At 49.4% G+C, this 16703-nt stretch carries 11 protein-coding genes; 5 read left to right on the forward strand and 6 right to left on the reverse strand.

Features of this window, described 5'->3' with window-relative positions; genetic code table 11:
* Positions 1-80 precede the first annotated feature (80 nt).
* The gene (gene aceB, locus Q5L94_RS10150) at positions 81-1664 is read left to right on the forward strand and encodes a malate synthase A (RefSeq protein ID WP_317498293.1); all 1584 of its coding nucleotides are present in this window, start codon (positions 81-83) and stop codon (positions 1662-1664) included.
* Positions 1665-1695: 31 nt separating this feature from the next.
* The gene (gene aceA, locus Q5L94_RS10155) at positions 1696-3033 is read left to right on the forward strand and encodes an isocitrate lyase (protein ID WP_317498294.1); all 1338 of its coding nucleotides are present in this window, start codon (positions 1696-1698) and stop codon (positions 3031-3033) included.
* On the opposite strand, the gene aceK is transcribed toward aceA, so the two are convergent.
* The 3 genes from aceK to Q5L94_RS10170 are packed head-to-tail and all read right to left on the reverse strand — an operon-like array spanning position 3017 to position 6220.
* On the reverse strand, positions 3017-4711 hold the full coding sequence (aceK, locus tag Q5L94_RS10160) for a bifunctional isocitrate dehydrogenase kinase/phosphatase (RefSeq protein WP_317498295.1): 1695 nt from the start codon (positions 4709-4711) through the stop codon (positions 3017-3019). The genes aceA and aceK overlap by 17 nt on opposite strands.
* A gap of 17 nt (positions 4712-4728) precedes the next feature.
* Positions 4729-5940: a type II toxin-antitoxin system HipA family toxin gene (locus Q5L94_RS10165; RefSeq protein ID WP_317498296.1), complete on the reverse strand. Its 1212-nt coding sequence runs from the start codon at positions 5938-5940 to the stop codon at positions 4729-4731.
* Positions 5930-6220 carry a helix-turn-helix transcriptional regulator gene (locus Q5L94_RS10170; protein WP_317498297.1) on the reverse strand — a complete coding sequence of 97 codons (291 nt, stop codon included), beginning with the start codon at positions 6218-6220 and terminating at the stop codon, positions 5930-5932. Before Q5L94_RS10170 ends, Q5L94_RS10165 begins: the two co-directional genes overlap by 11 nt.
* A gap of 170 nt (positions 6221-6390) precedes the next feature.
* Between Q5L94_RS10170 and Q5L94_RS10175 the strand changes: the two genes are divergently transcribed.
* On the forward strand, positions 6391-7326 hold the full coding sequence (locus tag Q5L94_RS10175; protein WP_317498298.1) for a LysR family transcriptional regulator: 936 nt from the start codon (positions 6391-6393) through the stop codon (positions 7324-7326).
* Between the two features lie 16 nt (positions 7327-7342).
* Here the strand turns inward: Q5L94_RS10175 and Q5L94_RS10180 are convergent, their stop codons facing one another.
* A complete protein-coding gene (locus Q5L94_RS10180) occupies positions 7343-10519 on the reverse strand; it encodes an amidohydrolase family protein (RefSeq protein ID WP_317498299.1) in 3177 nt (1058 codons plus the stop codon).
* 150 nt (positions 10520-10669) lie between these two features.
* Here Q5L94_RS10180 and Q5L94_RS10185 point away from each other — a divergent pair, with 150 nt between their 5' ends.
* Both Q5L94_RS10185 and Q5L94_RS10190 read left to right on the forward strand, forming a co-directional pair.
* The gene (locus Q5L94_RS10185) at positions 10670-12037 is read left to right on the forward strand and encodes a GAF domain-containing sensor histidine kinase (protein ID WP_317498300.1); all 1368 of its coding nucleotides are present in this window, start codon (positions 10670-10672) and stop codon (positions 12035-12037) included.
* Between the two features lie 8 nt (positions 12038-12045).
* Complete coding sequence (locus Q5L94_RS10190; protein WP_317498301.1) at positions 12046-12501, forward strand: TerB family tellurite resistance protein; 456 nt, start codon at positions 12046-12048, stop codon at positions 12499-12501.
* A 32-nt stretch (positions 12502-12533) separates the two neighbouring features.
* Here Q5L94_RS10190 and Q5L94_RS10195 read toward each other — a convergent pair whose 3' ends face one another.
* A complete protein-coding gene (locus tag Q5L94_RS10195) occupies positions 12534-15641 on the reverse strand; it encodes an efflux RND transporter permease subunit (protein ID WP_317498302.1) in 3108 nt (1035 codons plus the stop codon).
* Positions 15641-16684, reverse strand: coding sequence for an efflux RND transporter periplasmic adaptor subunit (locus tag Q5L94_RS10200; RefSeq protein WP_317498335.1), 1044 nt, complete (start codon positions 16682-16684; stop codon positions 15641-15643). Before Q5L94_RS10200 ends, Q5L94_RS10195 begins: the two co-directional genes overlap by 1 nt.
* Positions 16685-16703 lie beyond the last annotated feature (19 nt).

Here is a 16703-nt window from a genome sequence, read left to right on the forward strand (position 1 = left end):
AACTGCATAAATTAGACTAATGGTTAGACCAGCGGCTAATCTAAATCCGTGTTAACAAACTAATAACAACGGATTCAAAAATGAACAACCTATTTCACTTCAGTCAGCCGCTTGATGACAATGCAAAAGCCTTGTTCAGCGACGAGAATCAGTCGTTTCTCGCTGAGTTAGTCGATACCTTTCAACCACAGTTAGAGTCGCTGTTGAAGAAGCGCCAGCAACGTCAGGCGCAATTTGACCAGGGTCAGTTGCCTGATTTTGATGCTGCCACTCAAGACATCCGAGAGGGAGACTGGCGCATTGCCGAACTGCCGGCAGATTTGAAGAAACGCCGCTTAGAAATTACCGGACCGGTGGACCGCAAGATGGTCATCAACGCACTGAATGCCAATGTCGACTGCTACATGGCCGACTTTGAAGATTCCCAGTCACCTACCTGGGAAGGCATGGTCAATGGTCAAATTAACCTGCGTGACGCCAACATTGGCGGCATGACCTACACCGACCCCGACAGCGGCAAACATTATGAAGTCGCCCCTGATCCGGCATTGCTGATTGCACGGGTTCGCGGCCTGCACCTACCGGAGAAACACGTACAGCGTAATGGTCAACCAATTCCCGGCGCGTTAATGGATTTTGCGCTGTACTTTCTGCTGAATTACCAACAGCGGCTGCAGCAAGGCACTGGTGTGTATTACTACCTGCCCAAGCTGGAGCACAGCGACGAAGCCAAATGGTGGGCCGATGTTTTTCACTTCACCGAGAAAAAGTTCAGCCTGAAAACCAGCACCATTCGCGCCACCATACTGATTGAAACCCTGCCTGCGGTTTTTCAAATGCACGAAATACTGCACGCCATAAAAGACCACATTGCCGCACTTAACTGCGGCCGCTGGGACTACATTTTCAGCTACATCAAAACCCTGAAAGAGCATCCGGAGCGAGTGTTGCCCGACCGCCAGGTGGTGAGCATGGACAAGCCTTTTCTTAATGCTTATTCACGCTTGTTAGTAAAAACCTGTCACCAGCGCGGGGCTTTGGCTATGGGTGGTATGGCGGCCTTTATTCCCAGCAAAGATCCGGCCGAAAATGAAAAAATTCTGGCTAAAGTTCATGCTGATAAAACCATGGAACGTGACAACGGCCACGACGGCACCTGGATTGCCCACCCCGGGCTTGCTGATACCGTACGCAAAATTTTTGTCGATGGTATTGAAGGCGACAACCAGCTTCATGTAGTGCGTGAAAACGACACCGAAATTGATCAAGCTTTGCTACTTCAACCCTGCGATGGTGAACGCACCGAAGCCGGCATGCGAACCAACATTCGGGTGTCACTGCAATACATTGCGTCGTGGCTGAACGGCAAAGGCTGCGTTCCTATCTACGGCCTGATGGAAGACGCCGCCACCGCAGAGATTTCGCGTACCTCCATCTGGCAGTGGATACGCCACGGCAAATCGCTTTTCGATAACACCCCGGTCACCAAAGAGCTGTTCCGACAATACCTGCGCGAAGAAGCAGACGTGGTGAAAAACGAAGTCGGTGAACAGCGCTGGAACAACGAACCCTTCTCCCAGGCCCTAAGCCTGCTGGAAGAAATTACCACAGCCGACGAGCTGGTCGACTTTCTGACCCTGCCCGGCTACCAACAACTCAACTAATAACGATTAAAGAACAACAAGGACATTATTTATGACAACCCAGAATCTTTCTTTCGCACAACAAGTTAAAGAATTACAAAAGCAATGGGACACCGACCCACGCTGGAAAGGTGTTGAACGCCCTTACAGCGCTGAAGATGTGGTGCGCCTTCGTGGTAGCGTGCAGCCAGAATACACCTATGCCCGCAATGGCGCCGATAAACTGTGGCAGCTCATTCACGGCAAAGCACAGGAAAAATTCGGCAAAGACTATGTGAACGCGTTGGGTGCTTTAACCGGTGGTCAAGCGGTGCAGCAAGTTAAAGCGGGTCTGCAGGCCATTTACCTTTCCGGCTGGCAGGTAGCGGCTGACAACAACTCGGCCTGCAGCATGTACCCAGATCAATCGCTGTATCCGGTCGACTCAGTACCAACCGTGGTAGAGCGCATCAATAACTCTTTTGCCCGTGCCGACCAGATTCAGTGGTCGAAACGCATAACACCGGAAGACGACAATTACGTTGACTACTTTGCGCCAATTGTCGCTGATGCTGAAGCAGGATTTGGCGGCGTCCTCAATGCTTACGAGCTGATGAAGCGCATGATCCAAGCCGGTGCTGCTGGCGTGCATTTTGAAGACCAGCTGGCCTCAGTGAAAAAATGTGGGCACATGGGCGGGAAGGTATTAGTACCAACGCAGGAAGCGGTACAGAAGCTGTCCGCCGCACGTTTAGCTGCGGATGTTGCCGGTACACCGACACTCATTGTCGCCCGTACTGACGCCAATGCTGCTGACTTGCTAACCTCCGACTTTGACCCCAACGATAAGCCTTTCATTACCGGAGAACGTACCGCAGAAGGTTTCTATCGCGTGAAGCCAGGTATTGAACAAGCCATTTCACGCGGCTTAGCTTATGCGCCGTTTGCCGACCTCATTTGGTGCGAAACCGCTAAGCCCGACTTAGACGAAGCACGCCAGTTTGCTGAGGCGGTTCACGCCAAGTATCCGGGCAAATTGCTCGCCTACAACTGTTCGCCATCGTTTAACTGGAAACGCAACCTGGACGACGAAACCATTGCTAAGTTCCAACGTGAGCTTGCCGAAATGGGTTACAAGTTCCAGTTTATTACTTTGGCCGGTGTGCACAACATGTGGTATCACATGTTTGAGCTGGCACATGATTATGCCCGCAACGACATGTCAGCCTACGTTAAACTACAGCAACAAGAGTTTGAAGCAGCCGACAAAGGCTACACCTTTGTGGCGCACCAACAGGAAGTGGGTACCGGTTACTTTGACGAGCTGACCAACGTTATTCAGGGTGGGGTTTCCTCAGTCACCGCACTGAAAGGCTCAACCGAGGAAGACCAGTTTAAAACCTCCGCGTAAAGCGCAAGTCAGCATCATAAGGAAAGACATCCGTAAGCTCACCCTTGCGGATGTTTTTTTGCACGCGGCACCAGTAAGCCGGGTCAATCAATTCAGGATGACGCTTCAATAGCTTGTCGCGGTACTTTGCCTGCGGCACCGCAAACTGCGCCAGCTGCTGCGGGAAAACATCATTCGGTGCGTAGGAAACCTCCCAGTCGTTTTCCGGCAAACGTCTGAAACTCATATCCGTTAAATACCGCACTTCGTCGTAGTCATAAAACACCACACGTTTATGGCGTGTGACACCAAAGTTTTTCAGTAACATGTCGCCGGGGAAAATATTCGCCGCCATCATTTCTTTTAACGCCCGGCCGTAGTCGTCCATCGCCGCATCCACTTCCTCGTCATTGGCGTATTCTAAGTACAAATTCAGCGGCGTCATTCGGCGCTCAACAAACAACTGGTGAATGATCAGAGTGTCACCTTCTATTGAAATAGAATTAGCAATGGTTTGCTTAAACTCGTCCAGTAAGTCGGCAGATATTCGCTTAAGCGGCAACGCCACATCGACAAACTCCAAAGTATCGGCCATACGCCCCACCCGGTCATGCCGCTTCACCATGCGGTAACGATCAATTACCGTCTGGCGGCCAAACTCCTTGGTGCCGCCCAAGCGGTCTTTAATGACTTTAAACACATAAGGAAAAGACGGCAACGTAAACACCGTCATAACCATGCCTTTAACACCGGGGGCAGCAGACAGCTGGTCGTCTGTGCGGCGCAAATGGTGCAAGAATTCCCGGTAGAACTCGGTTTTGCCCTGCTTATGAAACCCCACCGACGAGTAAAGCTCTGCCAGAGTTTTGTGCGGCATCAAGTCCTTTAAAAACCGCACCAAAGCAGAAGGCGCCTCGGTTTCGACCATAAAATACGAGCGGGCAAAGCCAAAAATGGTCGCCATGCGATCCGACCGGGTAATAAAGGCATCCACATAAAGCTTACCCTGCGAGTTGATCAGCACCGGTACAATAAAAGGGTAATGGTTATTCTCAGTCACCACCCGTCCGACAATATACGCGGCTTTGTTTCGGTAAAACGGCGACTTCAAAACATCTATGCGCAGGTTATGCGCTTCAATATCGGTTTCTGTTGCGCGCTCAAAGAACTTATCGCGCAGCTGTTCAATATCATTTTCAAAGCTTTCAAATTCACCGCCCAGGCCAATATCCTCAAACACCCGCGTCAGTGTCCCTTCCAGTCCGTCAACCACCGGAAAGTAAGAGTGGCATTCGTTCTCCACCGGTACCGGAATATGATTCGCCAGCACAGTTTCTACAAAAATGTAGTCGTTATTAAAGTAGGCCCGGTCGAACACCCGGCAAAACACGGAATTGTAAAAGGTTTCTGCAAGCTCAGCCTGTGGGTGAAACTTCAGCAGTTGCTGGTAGCGTTGCCGAGTTGCCCGCCACAGATTTTCGTCAAGCTCATTCCCCACCCGGCGCTCGACTTTTTTCGCCGTTGTGCCCACCTGATGGTCGTAATAATGAATACGCTCTGAAGCTGCCGACAAAACCGCCTTCCAGTCACGCTGCAAGAAACGTTCACGTGCCCCCTGAGTCAGCGCCTGAAAACGCCGATAGTGACTATGAAAGCCATCCAGAATACTTTTTGCCATGGTTTCGGGGCTAATTGTCATGGTAATGCTTCCTTAATTCAGGCCTTAAATTTGGACGGCTCGGGAATAACGGCTTTTAATCGTTCAATGTCACCATCCGCAACGCCATTCTCTTTATAATAAACAGGCCACTCACCCACCAGCTCCCGAATGTTCTCGAGTATGTTCTTCGCTTTTTTAGGCGTAACACCAAACCGTCGGCATTGCGACAAGACATTATCAATACTGCCTTCACGTCCATATTCACCAACCCCCAAAGCATGTTGCTGACTATTATTAATAGGCAGTACATCATAGGCCGGCGAAAGCCTCCAGCCGCCGGACTTTAAATCCCAGAATAAAGCATGATTTCTACCGTGGTCGTCGGTGTTACCAATAAACACATTAAATGCCATACGTTTATAAAGCTCGGTTGCATCCTCAGCGCGCTGACTGGTTTTCCTCATATACTCTGCCAGTGCACCATAGGAGTAGGTTGTCTTTAGCATGGCTTCGCTGACATTTCCCTCGGCCAACAGCGAGTTAGCACTAATAAAATGATGCGAAACATCCAGACCACGACGGTCAAATCGCTCGCTCATCAACACGTCCTCTTCACCAGCTAGTAACTGAGTACCGGCAACATTCACTCCTTCTACTTCGTTTAGCATCGTCATTGTTGCGCTTTCTACTCTGGCTACGTTGTAGAGGTCGTCGGGGCGGTTAAATTTTAATAAATAAGCTTGTCCGTTATGCTGAAGCACGGTTTTTGGCCTGGCACCACCCATTGACTCGCCGTATTGAAACGCTTTTTTCACCTCAACAGAGACATTTTCTGAATTCAGAATTGCGTTTTTCCCGGCCAGTAACAGATCGATATCATCCAGTGTATTCCGGGATACTTTAGCTTTTGATTTTGATTGAGAAAGACTGAAACTAATAGCCCCCACACCCATGGATGCACCCGCAATTAAAAACTCCAACTCATTTTCGGGCTTGGTTGTGCGTAACTGGGTGATCAACTTTCGTCCCCAGGCATCAGCTCCGGCATCGGTCAAAACACCAAACAGCCCTTTGTTAGCACGCGTCTCAAATAGTTCGTCCGTTAACGGCAAGTGAACAGGATCCAGCGCAAAAGCATCGTTTCGGGCTAAATAGGACTGACCGTATCGAAAGCGGCCAATCCTATTGGTCGGGTCATACCAAATAACACCACAAATAACTGGCTCATTCTCTAATCCTTCGATAAAAACATACGCCTTAGAAGTCATTAGAAAAATCCTCTGAGGTTTTTCGGCGTTTGCGCTGAGGCGCGTGCGCCACCCTTGCGTACTGATCATCCAGAACCGGAGTAAAATGCTCTAGTAACCCCAACAATTCCAGGGCGGTAAATAATGTCAGTGAGTTAACTGAATGGCCGTTTTCCATACGGTAAACCGTATTGACGCCGCAGCCCAGCCGCTTGGCGAAATCCTGCTGATCCATGGCTAATGAACGCTGACGCTTAATGAGATCCCCAACCGTTTTTAAAAAGCCATTTGCACTATTCACTTTAACCACCAAATATCATTTATTAAAGATTAACAACTTAATTATGGTGGGTTAATAAAAATAAGCAAGTCTGTTTCTTAATCCAGGGCAACGAAACAAAACTGGCGTTATACATTCACCCTATTTATAATCCCGATAGATTTTTTATATCCCACTTATTCTGGATAGCTATGAATACCATCAAAGACATTGACCTGAACCTGCTGGTTTACCTTGATGTTCTGCTGCGGGAAAAAAACGTTACCCGTGCAGCGGCACAGCTAAATATCACCCAGCCCGCCATGAGTAACGGCCTGAAGCGTCTTCGCAACCTGCTGAATGACCCTATTTTGGTGCGCACCAGCGAGGGCATGGTGCCGACCCAGCGTGCGCTGGATATGCAGGAAGCACTGCGCGGCGTATTGTATTCGGTTGAGGAAATGATCCAGCCGGTGCGTGAGTTTGACGCTCCCACCAGTGATCAGGTGTTTCGTATTATGGCGTCCGATTACGCCGCTTCTACACTCATGCCGAAACTGCTGGAAAAGCTCGATGAGCAAGCGCCTCATGTCTCACTGGACATTATGACCCCCAGCGATATCAGCTTTCACGATGTCGAAAACGGCAAAGTCGATTTAGCCATTAACCGTTTTGAACAACTGCCACAATCGTTTCACCAAAAGAACTTATGGAGCGATGAGTTCTCCTGTTTGATCCGTAAAGATCATCCATTACTGGAAGAGTACACGCTGGACAATTACTTAAAGGCTCAGCACGTCTGGGTGAGTAAAACCGGTTTTGGTGTGGGCGTAGGAATGGATCCGCATGACGTACAAAAACTCGGGTGGGTAGACGACGCGTTAGATAAACTGGGCAAACGCCGAAAAATTAAGGTGTTTACCCGTAATTACCATGTCGCTATGTATCTGGCACGCCAAGGGCTGGTTGCTACTCTGCCAACGCGCGCAGCCGAACTGTATTCACAGGATAACCAACTGGTCATGAAAGCCCCGCCATTCGAAATACCGGGGTTAACTCTGACCATGATCTGGTCACCGCTATTACAACACGATGCAGGCCACCGCTGGTTCCGGCAAGTGGTCGCCGAAACCGCGGCAGCTTCATAAGGTTCTTAATAAAGGCTTATTCTTCCCAGAAAAAGTCCTTACGTTTGCGTGGCTCCGGCAGCAAGCGATCCATGGTGGTGGCGTCATAGAGTACGCCATTGACCATGGTATGAGTCACTTTATCGGTATCACGGATGTTCTCCAGCGGGTTGCCATCAATCACGATAATATCCGCCAGTTTACCTTCTTCCAGTGACCCTAAAGCGTGGTCCATACCAAAGACTTTTGCCGGGTCGAGTGTAGCTGTGCGCAATGCTTCCAGCGGCTCCATACCGCCCTGCGCCATCATCCAGATTTCCCAGTGTTGCGCTAAACCTTCGCGCTGACCGTGAGCACCAGAGAGCACTTCAACACCTAAGTCCTGCAGCTCAGTCGCCACTTCCGCATTATTAAAGTGGTTATAGTGGTTATGCGGCGCTTTTTCACGACGCATTGCCTTACCCACTAAAAAGTCCATAGGAACATACTGAGTCAGCTTAGGATGCTTCCACACATCGGTTTCCGCATACCAGTAATTCTCACCCCAGATACCGCCATAAGCCACGCCCAGAGTTGGTGTATAAGCCACGTCACTTTGCTGCCATAACTGACGAATATCATCATAGATATTGGCTACCGGCAGTGAATGCTCCACCGTGGTGTGACCGTCCATAATCATGGTTAAATTGTGCTGCAGCAAAGAACCACCTTCCGGCACCACCATCATTTCCAGTTCGCGCCCTGCTTCAACCACTTGTTGACGCTGGTTACGACGTGGCTGGTTATAACTCTTCACAGAAAACGCACCGACTTTCTTCAAACGCTCTAAATGAAACTTAGCGTCTTCTAAGCTATCCACATGCGAGGTGTAACCTGGCCCATTGGCGCCGTATAAAATGGTGCCGGTTGAAAACAGTCGTGGTGCTGCAATTCTTCCCGCTTTCTGCAGTTCTGAGGCCGCAAAAAATTCGGTCGTGTCGTTAGACGGATCGTGAATGGAGGTCACACCAAATGCCAGGTTCGCGTACTGCCCCCAGTTCTGCTGCGGGATAATTTCCGCCTGGCCCTGACCACCGTGCGCGTGCGCATCGAATAACCCGGGCATGACGGTTTTACCGCTGGTATCAATCACTTCAGCACCAGAAGGCACACTCACCTCTGCTTCAGGGCCAACCGCTACAATTTTATTATTTCGAACCACCACGGTACCCTGCTCATAAACGGTATCGCCATTCATGGTAATGACCTGGCCACCAACAAAAGCAACGGTGGTATCCGGTACCATAGCGTCCTGTTCAAAACCAATGTTCTGGCCATTTTCTACTTTCAGGGTTTCGCTGTCGGTTTCAGCATTAAAAGCTTCGGCTACCGATGTATGGTAAAGCTCCGGCCCCAATGTCCAGTAAATCTGATCACTGTTTGCGGTCCAGGATAAGTTTTCACCGGCACGAACGGAAAGTTGATGCACCGGCATTTGTTTATCACCAGGCCCCACGTTTATAACGCTGCCGCGCTCAACTAAAGGCGTAACAAACACTTTAAAGCGTTCCGCAAAAGCCAGTTGCTTGCCGTCCGGAGACACGCGGAATTCAGTAGCCAACTCCGACTGATACAACTCGCGCTGCTCAAGAGTACGCAAATCGATAGCACTTAAGGTTGGCTTAGCGCCCGGTGTCATCAAATAAACCCGGTCGTTACGTGCACCGTATTGCGGCAAGCGTCCACTTTCTGCTATTTGCTCTGGTTCTGCATTGGTAGACACCGCAACGCGGTAGATACCGTTTTCCAGACCAAACTTATCGGAAATTAAGTAACCCCCACGTATTTTGCGGTAAACCACGTGCTTGCCGTCCGGGGAGAACGTGGGTTCGACGAAGTTACCCTGTCCGGTATTCAGCACCTGCTCATTACCAGAGCTAATATCGCGAACAATAACCTTTGCCTGCGCTTCGTCGTTCCAGCGAACAAATACTACGCTTTCGCCGTCGCGCGAGTATTGCGGGTACAGCTCAAAGTCTTCGCTATTGGTTAAACGCTGCGGTTCCCCATTGGGCAGTGAACGCTGGTACAAACTACCCAAAGCTTCGTAAATCACTGAGTCGCCCTGCGGTGACACTTGCGCCATACGCAACATTTTTACGTCAAATTCATCAGCTTCAACGTTTTGCTTAAAGCGCAAAGCGTGCTGTACTTTCTTTTCGGTTTCAACTCTAAAAGGAATAATGCGCGCGTTGCCGTCGTCAATGTTCAGCTTCTGAATGTGACCGCCAGCCCAGAAAACTAATTGCTTCGAGTCCGGTGTCCAGTCCATGGTCGGGTAAACACCGTGAATGGCCCAGGTTTCCTGCATGTCACGCTCCATCTTCCCGTAAACCCGCTTGTGTTCGCCGGTCTTCAGGTCCAGCACGTACAACACGCTGTCAAAGTCTTCACGCTTAATGTAAGCCAGATAGCGCCCGTCGGGTGACGGTGTCGGACGAATGGCGCCACCGGCACCACTTATCAGAGTTTCAATTTCCCCGCTTTCGCGCTCAAAGCGCTTAATGGTGTAAATGCCTTCCAGCGAGTCTTTACTGTAGTGAAAGGTTTTGCCCGGTGTGTCATCCTGCGAAAAATAGATGTACTTGCCGTCGGGGGAAAACGCCGGCTCGCCTAAGTCTTTCTGGTCGTTCGGACGTTCCGTCAATTGCACGCCCGAGCCGCCACTGCGGTGGTACATCCAGACTTCACCTGCACCTAACGAACGGCTGGCGGTATAATGCTTACGCGCCACCAGAAATTCGCTATCAGGACTCCAGGCCGGGCTGTTCAACAACCGGAAAGTTTCTTCGGTAACCGCACGCACGTTGCTGCCATTGGCATCCATCACCCAGATATTATCGCCACCGCCCTGATCCGAAGTGAAAGCAATGTAACGTCCATTGGGCGAATAAACCGGCTGCATATGCCAGGCTATACCGCCCACAAGTTTTTCAGCGTCTCCGCCGCCAAAGGGCATGCGATAAATGTCACCCAGTAAATCAAATACAATGTATTCACCGTCCGGGCTGACATCCACATTCATCCAGGTACCGGAGTTAACCGAGATATCAATGTCTTTAAATTCACCCTGCGGGCTACTGACATCCCAGCCCTGGGTTTGTTCTTCTGCCATGCTCACCGGTGCAAAACTTAAAAGCGATGCCACCGCTAAGGTCAGTGTTGTCTTTTTCATGGTAGTGCCTCATTCAAAATGTCTTACCTTTGTAAGGAGTTAAGATCCAAAAGTCCAGTCGCTAACGTTAAATGGGGAGTTATGGTCGGTTAATGGACATTAAAAGTCAGTGGGTTATAGTGAGCAAATATTCAGGCAACCGGATTGAATATGAACGACGCCTTAGAAAACATCCTCCTGGACGTCTCTAAATCGCCCGATATTGACGGTGGCGACTTAGAGAGAGCGTCTGAGCTTATATTAACTTCAGCTTTGAAAGGGCTGGATATCACCCGGGTTAGTATTTGGTTATTGCAGCCAGACAAACAAAGCATGACCGCCGCTAAACTCATTGATAAAGAACAGTTAAACACTGATGTGCCCGTATTGCGCAAGTCTGAACTCCCTTCATACTTTCAGGTGCTAATGACTGAGCGAACCATCATCGTCAATGATGCCCGCAGTCACCCGGCAACAGCAGAGCTCAGCGCCAGCTATCTGGAGGAGACCGGTGTACACGGCATGCTCGATGTTCCCTTACGCCATAAAGGTGAAATGATAGGCGTTATGTGCTGTGAAAGCCGCAGACCCTCGCGCCACTGGACATCTAATGAAGTCGCCTTTGTCGGTGTACTTGCGGATATTTATGGCCGGGCAGTCAGTGCTTCGGAACGGGAGCGATTTGAGGCACTGCTTATTCGGCAGAACGAGCAACTCGAAGGTATGGTCGAAGAGCGCACGGAATCGTTGACCAAAGCACTGGATAATTTTAAGCAGGCTCAGGAAAGGTTAATTGAAACGGAAAAAATGGCAGCATTAGGTAAATTGGTTGCAGGTGTTGCTCATGAGGTGAATACCCCGCTGGGTGTCTCAGTAACCGCCGTGACTCATTGTGAGCACCGGCTGAAAAAACTGAATCAGAGCTTTACCGATGGCTCCATTTCTCGAAAACATCTGCAGACCTTTATCGATAATACGTTTGAAGCTTACCAGCTACTAAGCAGTAACCTTGAACGAGCCGCTACTTTGATTCAGAACTTTAAGAAAACGGCTGTCGACCAGTCCAGTTTTGAGCTGGTAAAATGCCAGCTCAACGATTACCTACACGCATTAGTATTAAGCCTGAACCCCATGGTGAAAAAGAAAAAAGTCACCATTACAATTCATTGCAGTGAAGACATTGTCCTCAATACCTATCAGGGGGCGCTGGCACAAATCGTGACTAATTTGGTCAGTAACACCAACGACCATGCTTTTGCCGAGCCCAACGAAAATCATAAAATTGACATTCTTACCGCCGAGGAAGAGAGCGGCGTACACTTTTCTTTTCGTGACAACGGCAAAGGCATGGACAGCGAAACCATCAAAGATATTTTTGAGCCTTTTTTTACCACCTCTCGTCAGACTGGCGGCTCAGGATTAGGCCTCTCTATTGTTTATAATTTAGTAACACGGAAACTCAAAGGTCAGATTTCTGTCCAATCAACACCTGGCGAAGGCACTGAATTTTCATTTTTCTTACCGAATTTACCTAAATAGGACCTTGTATGCTTAAAGCTCTGCAAAACTTTTTTCAAAACAATACTGCCGCTGAACAAGTCAGTCTGGATAAGGCTGATGGCATGACAAACGATGCATTCCTTTCACTGGTATTAATGACTGAAATTAGTCTTGCCGACGGTAAGTTATCAGACGACGAACGTCAGCATCTTTTACATGAGCTTGAGAACGAATATGAGATTAAGGGTGAGCAAGCGGAAAACGCTATAAAAAAAGCCGTAACAGCAGTAAAAGAAGCGTCATCATTACATGAGTTCACCTCTCAGCTAAAAGCTCTCGCCTACGAAAAACGTGTTGAATTACTGGAAAGCTTATGGGTAGTTGCCTACGCTGATGGCGAACTTGACCCTCATGAGGAAAGCATGTTGCGCAAACTGGCAGACCTGCTCTACATTGGTCACGCGGACTATATTCGAACCAAATTAAGCGTCATGGACTCTTAAATTCAGAAATCAGCAACCTATGAGCGGCCATCTTAATGGCCGCTTTCTCTCGCTGCTTCCATTTCACTTTCCAGACGAGCCGCTTCATCCGCTCGAGGTTTAGTAAAGCGTGCTAACCACAAATAAAGCACAGGCGTCAGGTAAAGCGTAAACAGAGTTGCCAGCCCCAAGCCACCGAAAACAACCCAGCCAATTGAATTACGCGCTTCGGCCCCCGCACCAGAAGACAGAATGAGTGGCAGGCCACCCAGAACCGTTGATACCAGAGTCATCATTATGGGCCGTAAACGTATGAGTGAAGCTTCTTCTATCGCCTCACGAACAGCGAGCCCTCGGTCACGCAGCTGGTCGGCAAACTCAACCAGCAATACAGAGTTTTTCGCCAGCAGACCAATCAGCATCACCAATCCAATCTGTGAGTAAATGTTCATGGAGGTGCCCGTCAGGAACAAGGCGTAGATAGCTGCGGCAACGCCGAAAGGTACGGTCAGCATAACAACCACCGCACTGTTTAATGATTCAAACTGAGCCGCGAGTACCAACAAGACAATCAGGAACGCCAGAATATAGGTCATAGCTATTTCCTGTGAGGTGTCTTCAAATGTTGCGGCTTCGCCTAAAAATACCAGCCCCATGCTGCTGGGCAAAACTTCTTCGGCAATAGCACGCAACTGCTCTACAACTTCCGACATCGGCAAACCTTCAGGCAGTTGCACATCAACTTCTATCGCGCGCCGCTGTGCCTGACGTTCCAACTCTGCAGACACACCCTCTTCAATAATTTCTGAAACGCTGGAAATGGGTACCAAATCGCCACTACTGGAGGACACATAAAGGTTTTGCATATCTTGTGGCGACTGAATTAAATTATTGCGCGTGCGCAACATAACCGGAATTTGCTGGTCTCCCACGTTTAAGTCAGCGACATCATCACCATTTATAGCAGCACGCAGAGTAGAAGATATGTCATTTAAGGAAACTCCAAGTTCTGCAGCGCGGCGACGATCAATTTTCACCCGTAATTGTGGTTGCGTGGGTTGGTAGGAGACATTCGGGTCACCCAAATCCGGCATCCGCTCTTTGACTACGGCAGTAAACTCACGGGCAGCTCTAAAGATGTCGTCATAATTTTCGCCGGTAATCGCCATTTCCAGGCCACCGCCCTGACCTCTTAAATTCAGGCTGTTATCACCAAAAGCGCGTCCCGGCGCACCCGGAACCTGGCTCAATGGCTCCCGAATGCTATTAATGATTTCCTGTTGGCTAATATCTCGCTCTTCCCAGGGTTTAAGGTTTGCTGTAATGAAAACCAGATTTGGGTCCCACTGGCCAACAACAGTGTAAATGGACTCGATGTCACCACTTTCTTTATATTCCAGCAGCACTTCTTCCAGCTTACGTGCCTGACGATCCATAAACTTAAGACCAACACCGTCAGGTCCGCGCGAGAACACCCGAACCGCCCCGCGGTCTTCACTAGGCATAAGCTCGCTGTCAATTTCATTATAAAGCAACGCTCCGCCGCCAGCAGACAGTAACGATAACACCACCACAACCCAGCTAAAGTCCAGAGCTTTGCGCAGCGTTCGTTTATAGAACCGTTTAAAGGCATTGCCGATTCCTGCAAACCGGTTATTCTGCCCGGCTGATTTAGGCAAACGAGCGGTAAATGCCGGCACCAGGGATAAAGCGACAAAAGAAGAAATGACCACTGCCGCGGCAAGAACACCGCCAAACTCGCGGAATAAACGCCCCGCCGTTGAGGGTAAAAACGCAATAGGGACGAAAACCGCAACCAATACCGCCGTCGTTGCCACTACCGCAAAAAACACTTCGCGGGTGGCTAATACGGCCGCAGCACGGCTACCAAGCCCCATGCTGCGGCGTCGCTGAATATTTTCAGTAACCACAATGGCATCATCAACAATCAAGCCTGTAGCCAGTACCAGCGCCAGTAAGGTCAAAATGTTGATGGAAAATCCCATTAGCCAAATAGCGGCTATAGCACCGAACAGCGCAACCGGAATGGAGAACGCAGGAATAATCGTCGCGCGGAATGAACCAATGAATACCCATAAAGTAACGACAACCAGAGCGATGGTAATGGCGAGCGTTGTCACTACTTCAGCTACTGATGTACGAATAAATTGCGCATCATCATTGGTGATACGCATTTCCATATCAGGAAAACGCTCTCGCAGGCGTTCAAGGACCTTCAACGCCTGATCAGAGATTTCAATGGTATTAGACCCCGCCTGGCGTATTACCCCCAAACCAACCACCGGTTTACCGTCCAGTCGAACAAAACTGCCAGCATCAGCCGGTGCAAAATAAGCCTGTGCGACATCACCAACACGAGTGTCATCGCGAACAATTATGTTCTCTACTTGCTCTTCCGTAATGGCTGTGGCATCTGCACGAATAATCAGACGCTGGTCGGTTGATCGCAAACTACCAGCCGGTACGTCAAAAGGCGCCAGGCGCAATGCATCAGCGACATCCGTTACAGATAAACCAAAACTCACGAGCTTGAGCGGATCAAGATCAACCCGCAATACGCGTTCCCGGTCACCGTTCAGGCGCACATCGGCAACACCGTTTATGGCTAAAAATGCCGGAGACAAATCGGTTTCCAGACGGCGGGTCAATTCTTCCTGAGTCAGGCTCTCGCTGCTAACCGCAATATCCAAAACTGATCGCGCATCATTGTCAGCTTTACGAACATTAATTTGTTCAACATCGTCGGGTAATTCCCGACGCACTTGATTGACCGCTTCGCGAACCTCCGCGGCCACCACATCCAAGTCAACTCCGGGACGGAATTCAATAGAAATCCGCGCACTATTTTCTTCACTCGAGGACTGAATTGACTCTACACCCGAAACACGAGCTGCCGCTCCCTCCAGAATACTGGTGACCTCGGCATCCACTGTTTCCGGTGCGGCCCCCGGAAGTGACGCGCTTACACCAACAACGGGTCTGTCCACATCCGGAAGTTCACGTACTTCTACGCCCATAAGCGCAGCCAAACCAGCTACAGCAATAAGAACATTAAGAACAACAATCAATACCGGACGACGAATAGAGACCGAAGGTAAGTCGTTCGCATCCTGCTGATTATTCGGTTGTTGATCTGACATTATTCAATGCCCTCTTGCGCATCAAGTGTGGTTCTGTCGAAAGTCACTGGCTGACCTTCTCGTAAGCTTTGAACACCTTCAACTATAAGCAAATCATCACGTTGAATATCGCCTGAAACCAAGACACGTCCTGCCAAACGCTGTTCTATTTGCACGTCGACTCGGTGCGCTTTGTCGTCTTCAACCACCCAGACGAATGGGTTATTAACCCCCCAGGATAAGGCCGCTTCAGGTATTGAAGCGAACTCTTCACCGGCAAGTTCTATGGCCGTTCTGAAACTCGTTCCCGGTAAAAAATCATCACTGTCGTTACTGATTTCTGCACGAGCTCTGTACATACGGCTAGTGGCATTAATTCGTGAGTCCAGCTCAACAATTTCAGCCGTTACCGGCGTACCAGAATAGCGCCAGGGCTCCACTTTTAGTTTTGCGCCGTCCTGCAACAACGAGACCGCCGCTTCAGGAATACGAAAATCAATTAATAAGGTCGAACGGTCATCTAAAGTGGCGATAGCCGTTTGTTGATCAATGCGGTCACCAACTTCAACGTCAGTAATACCGATAATTCCGGTAAAAGGCGCACGGATAAAACGGTCTTCCAACTCAATTTTGGCGTTTTCCAGTTCAACCCGGGCTAAATCTCTTAATAAAATAGCGTTATCCAGTTCCGACTGAGGAACAGCGCCCTGTTCACGGCTCGAACGTAAACGTTCTACCGTACGTTCTGCATCGCGCAGGTTAATTTGTGCTTGTTCTACTGCAACTTTCTGGCGACGGGCATCCAGCTCGACCAATAGCTGGTCTTTCTCAACTTTTTCCCCCGGCGTAAAATTTACCGAAACCACTCTGTCGCCAACAGCAGGGTATATGGTAATGGAGCGCACAGCTTCCGCTGTACCAACTGCTTCTACCCTATTGCGTTCGCGCTCAAAGGTGACTGGCTGCGTAATCACCAGCGCTTCACGTGATCCAAATTGTTGCGCCTGACTACCTGTACCAAGCAATGACAACAAAAGAACAAAGGTAATGAGTAAAAACTTCATAGCAGTCAAATAGAGCTCC

The organism is Idiomarina sp. Sol25 (genome assembly GCF_033052775.1).
Taxonomy (GTDB): Bacteria; Pseudomonadota; Gammaproteobacteria; order Enterobacterales; family Alteromonadaceae; genus Idiomarina.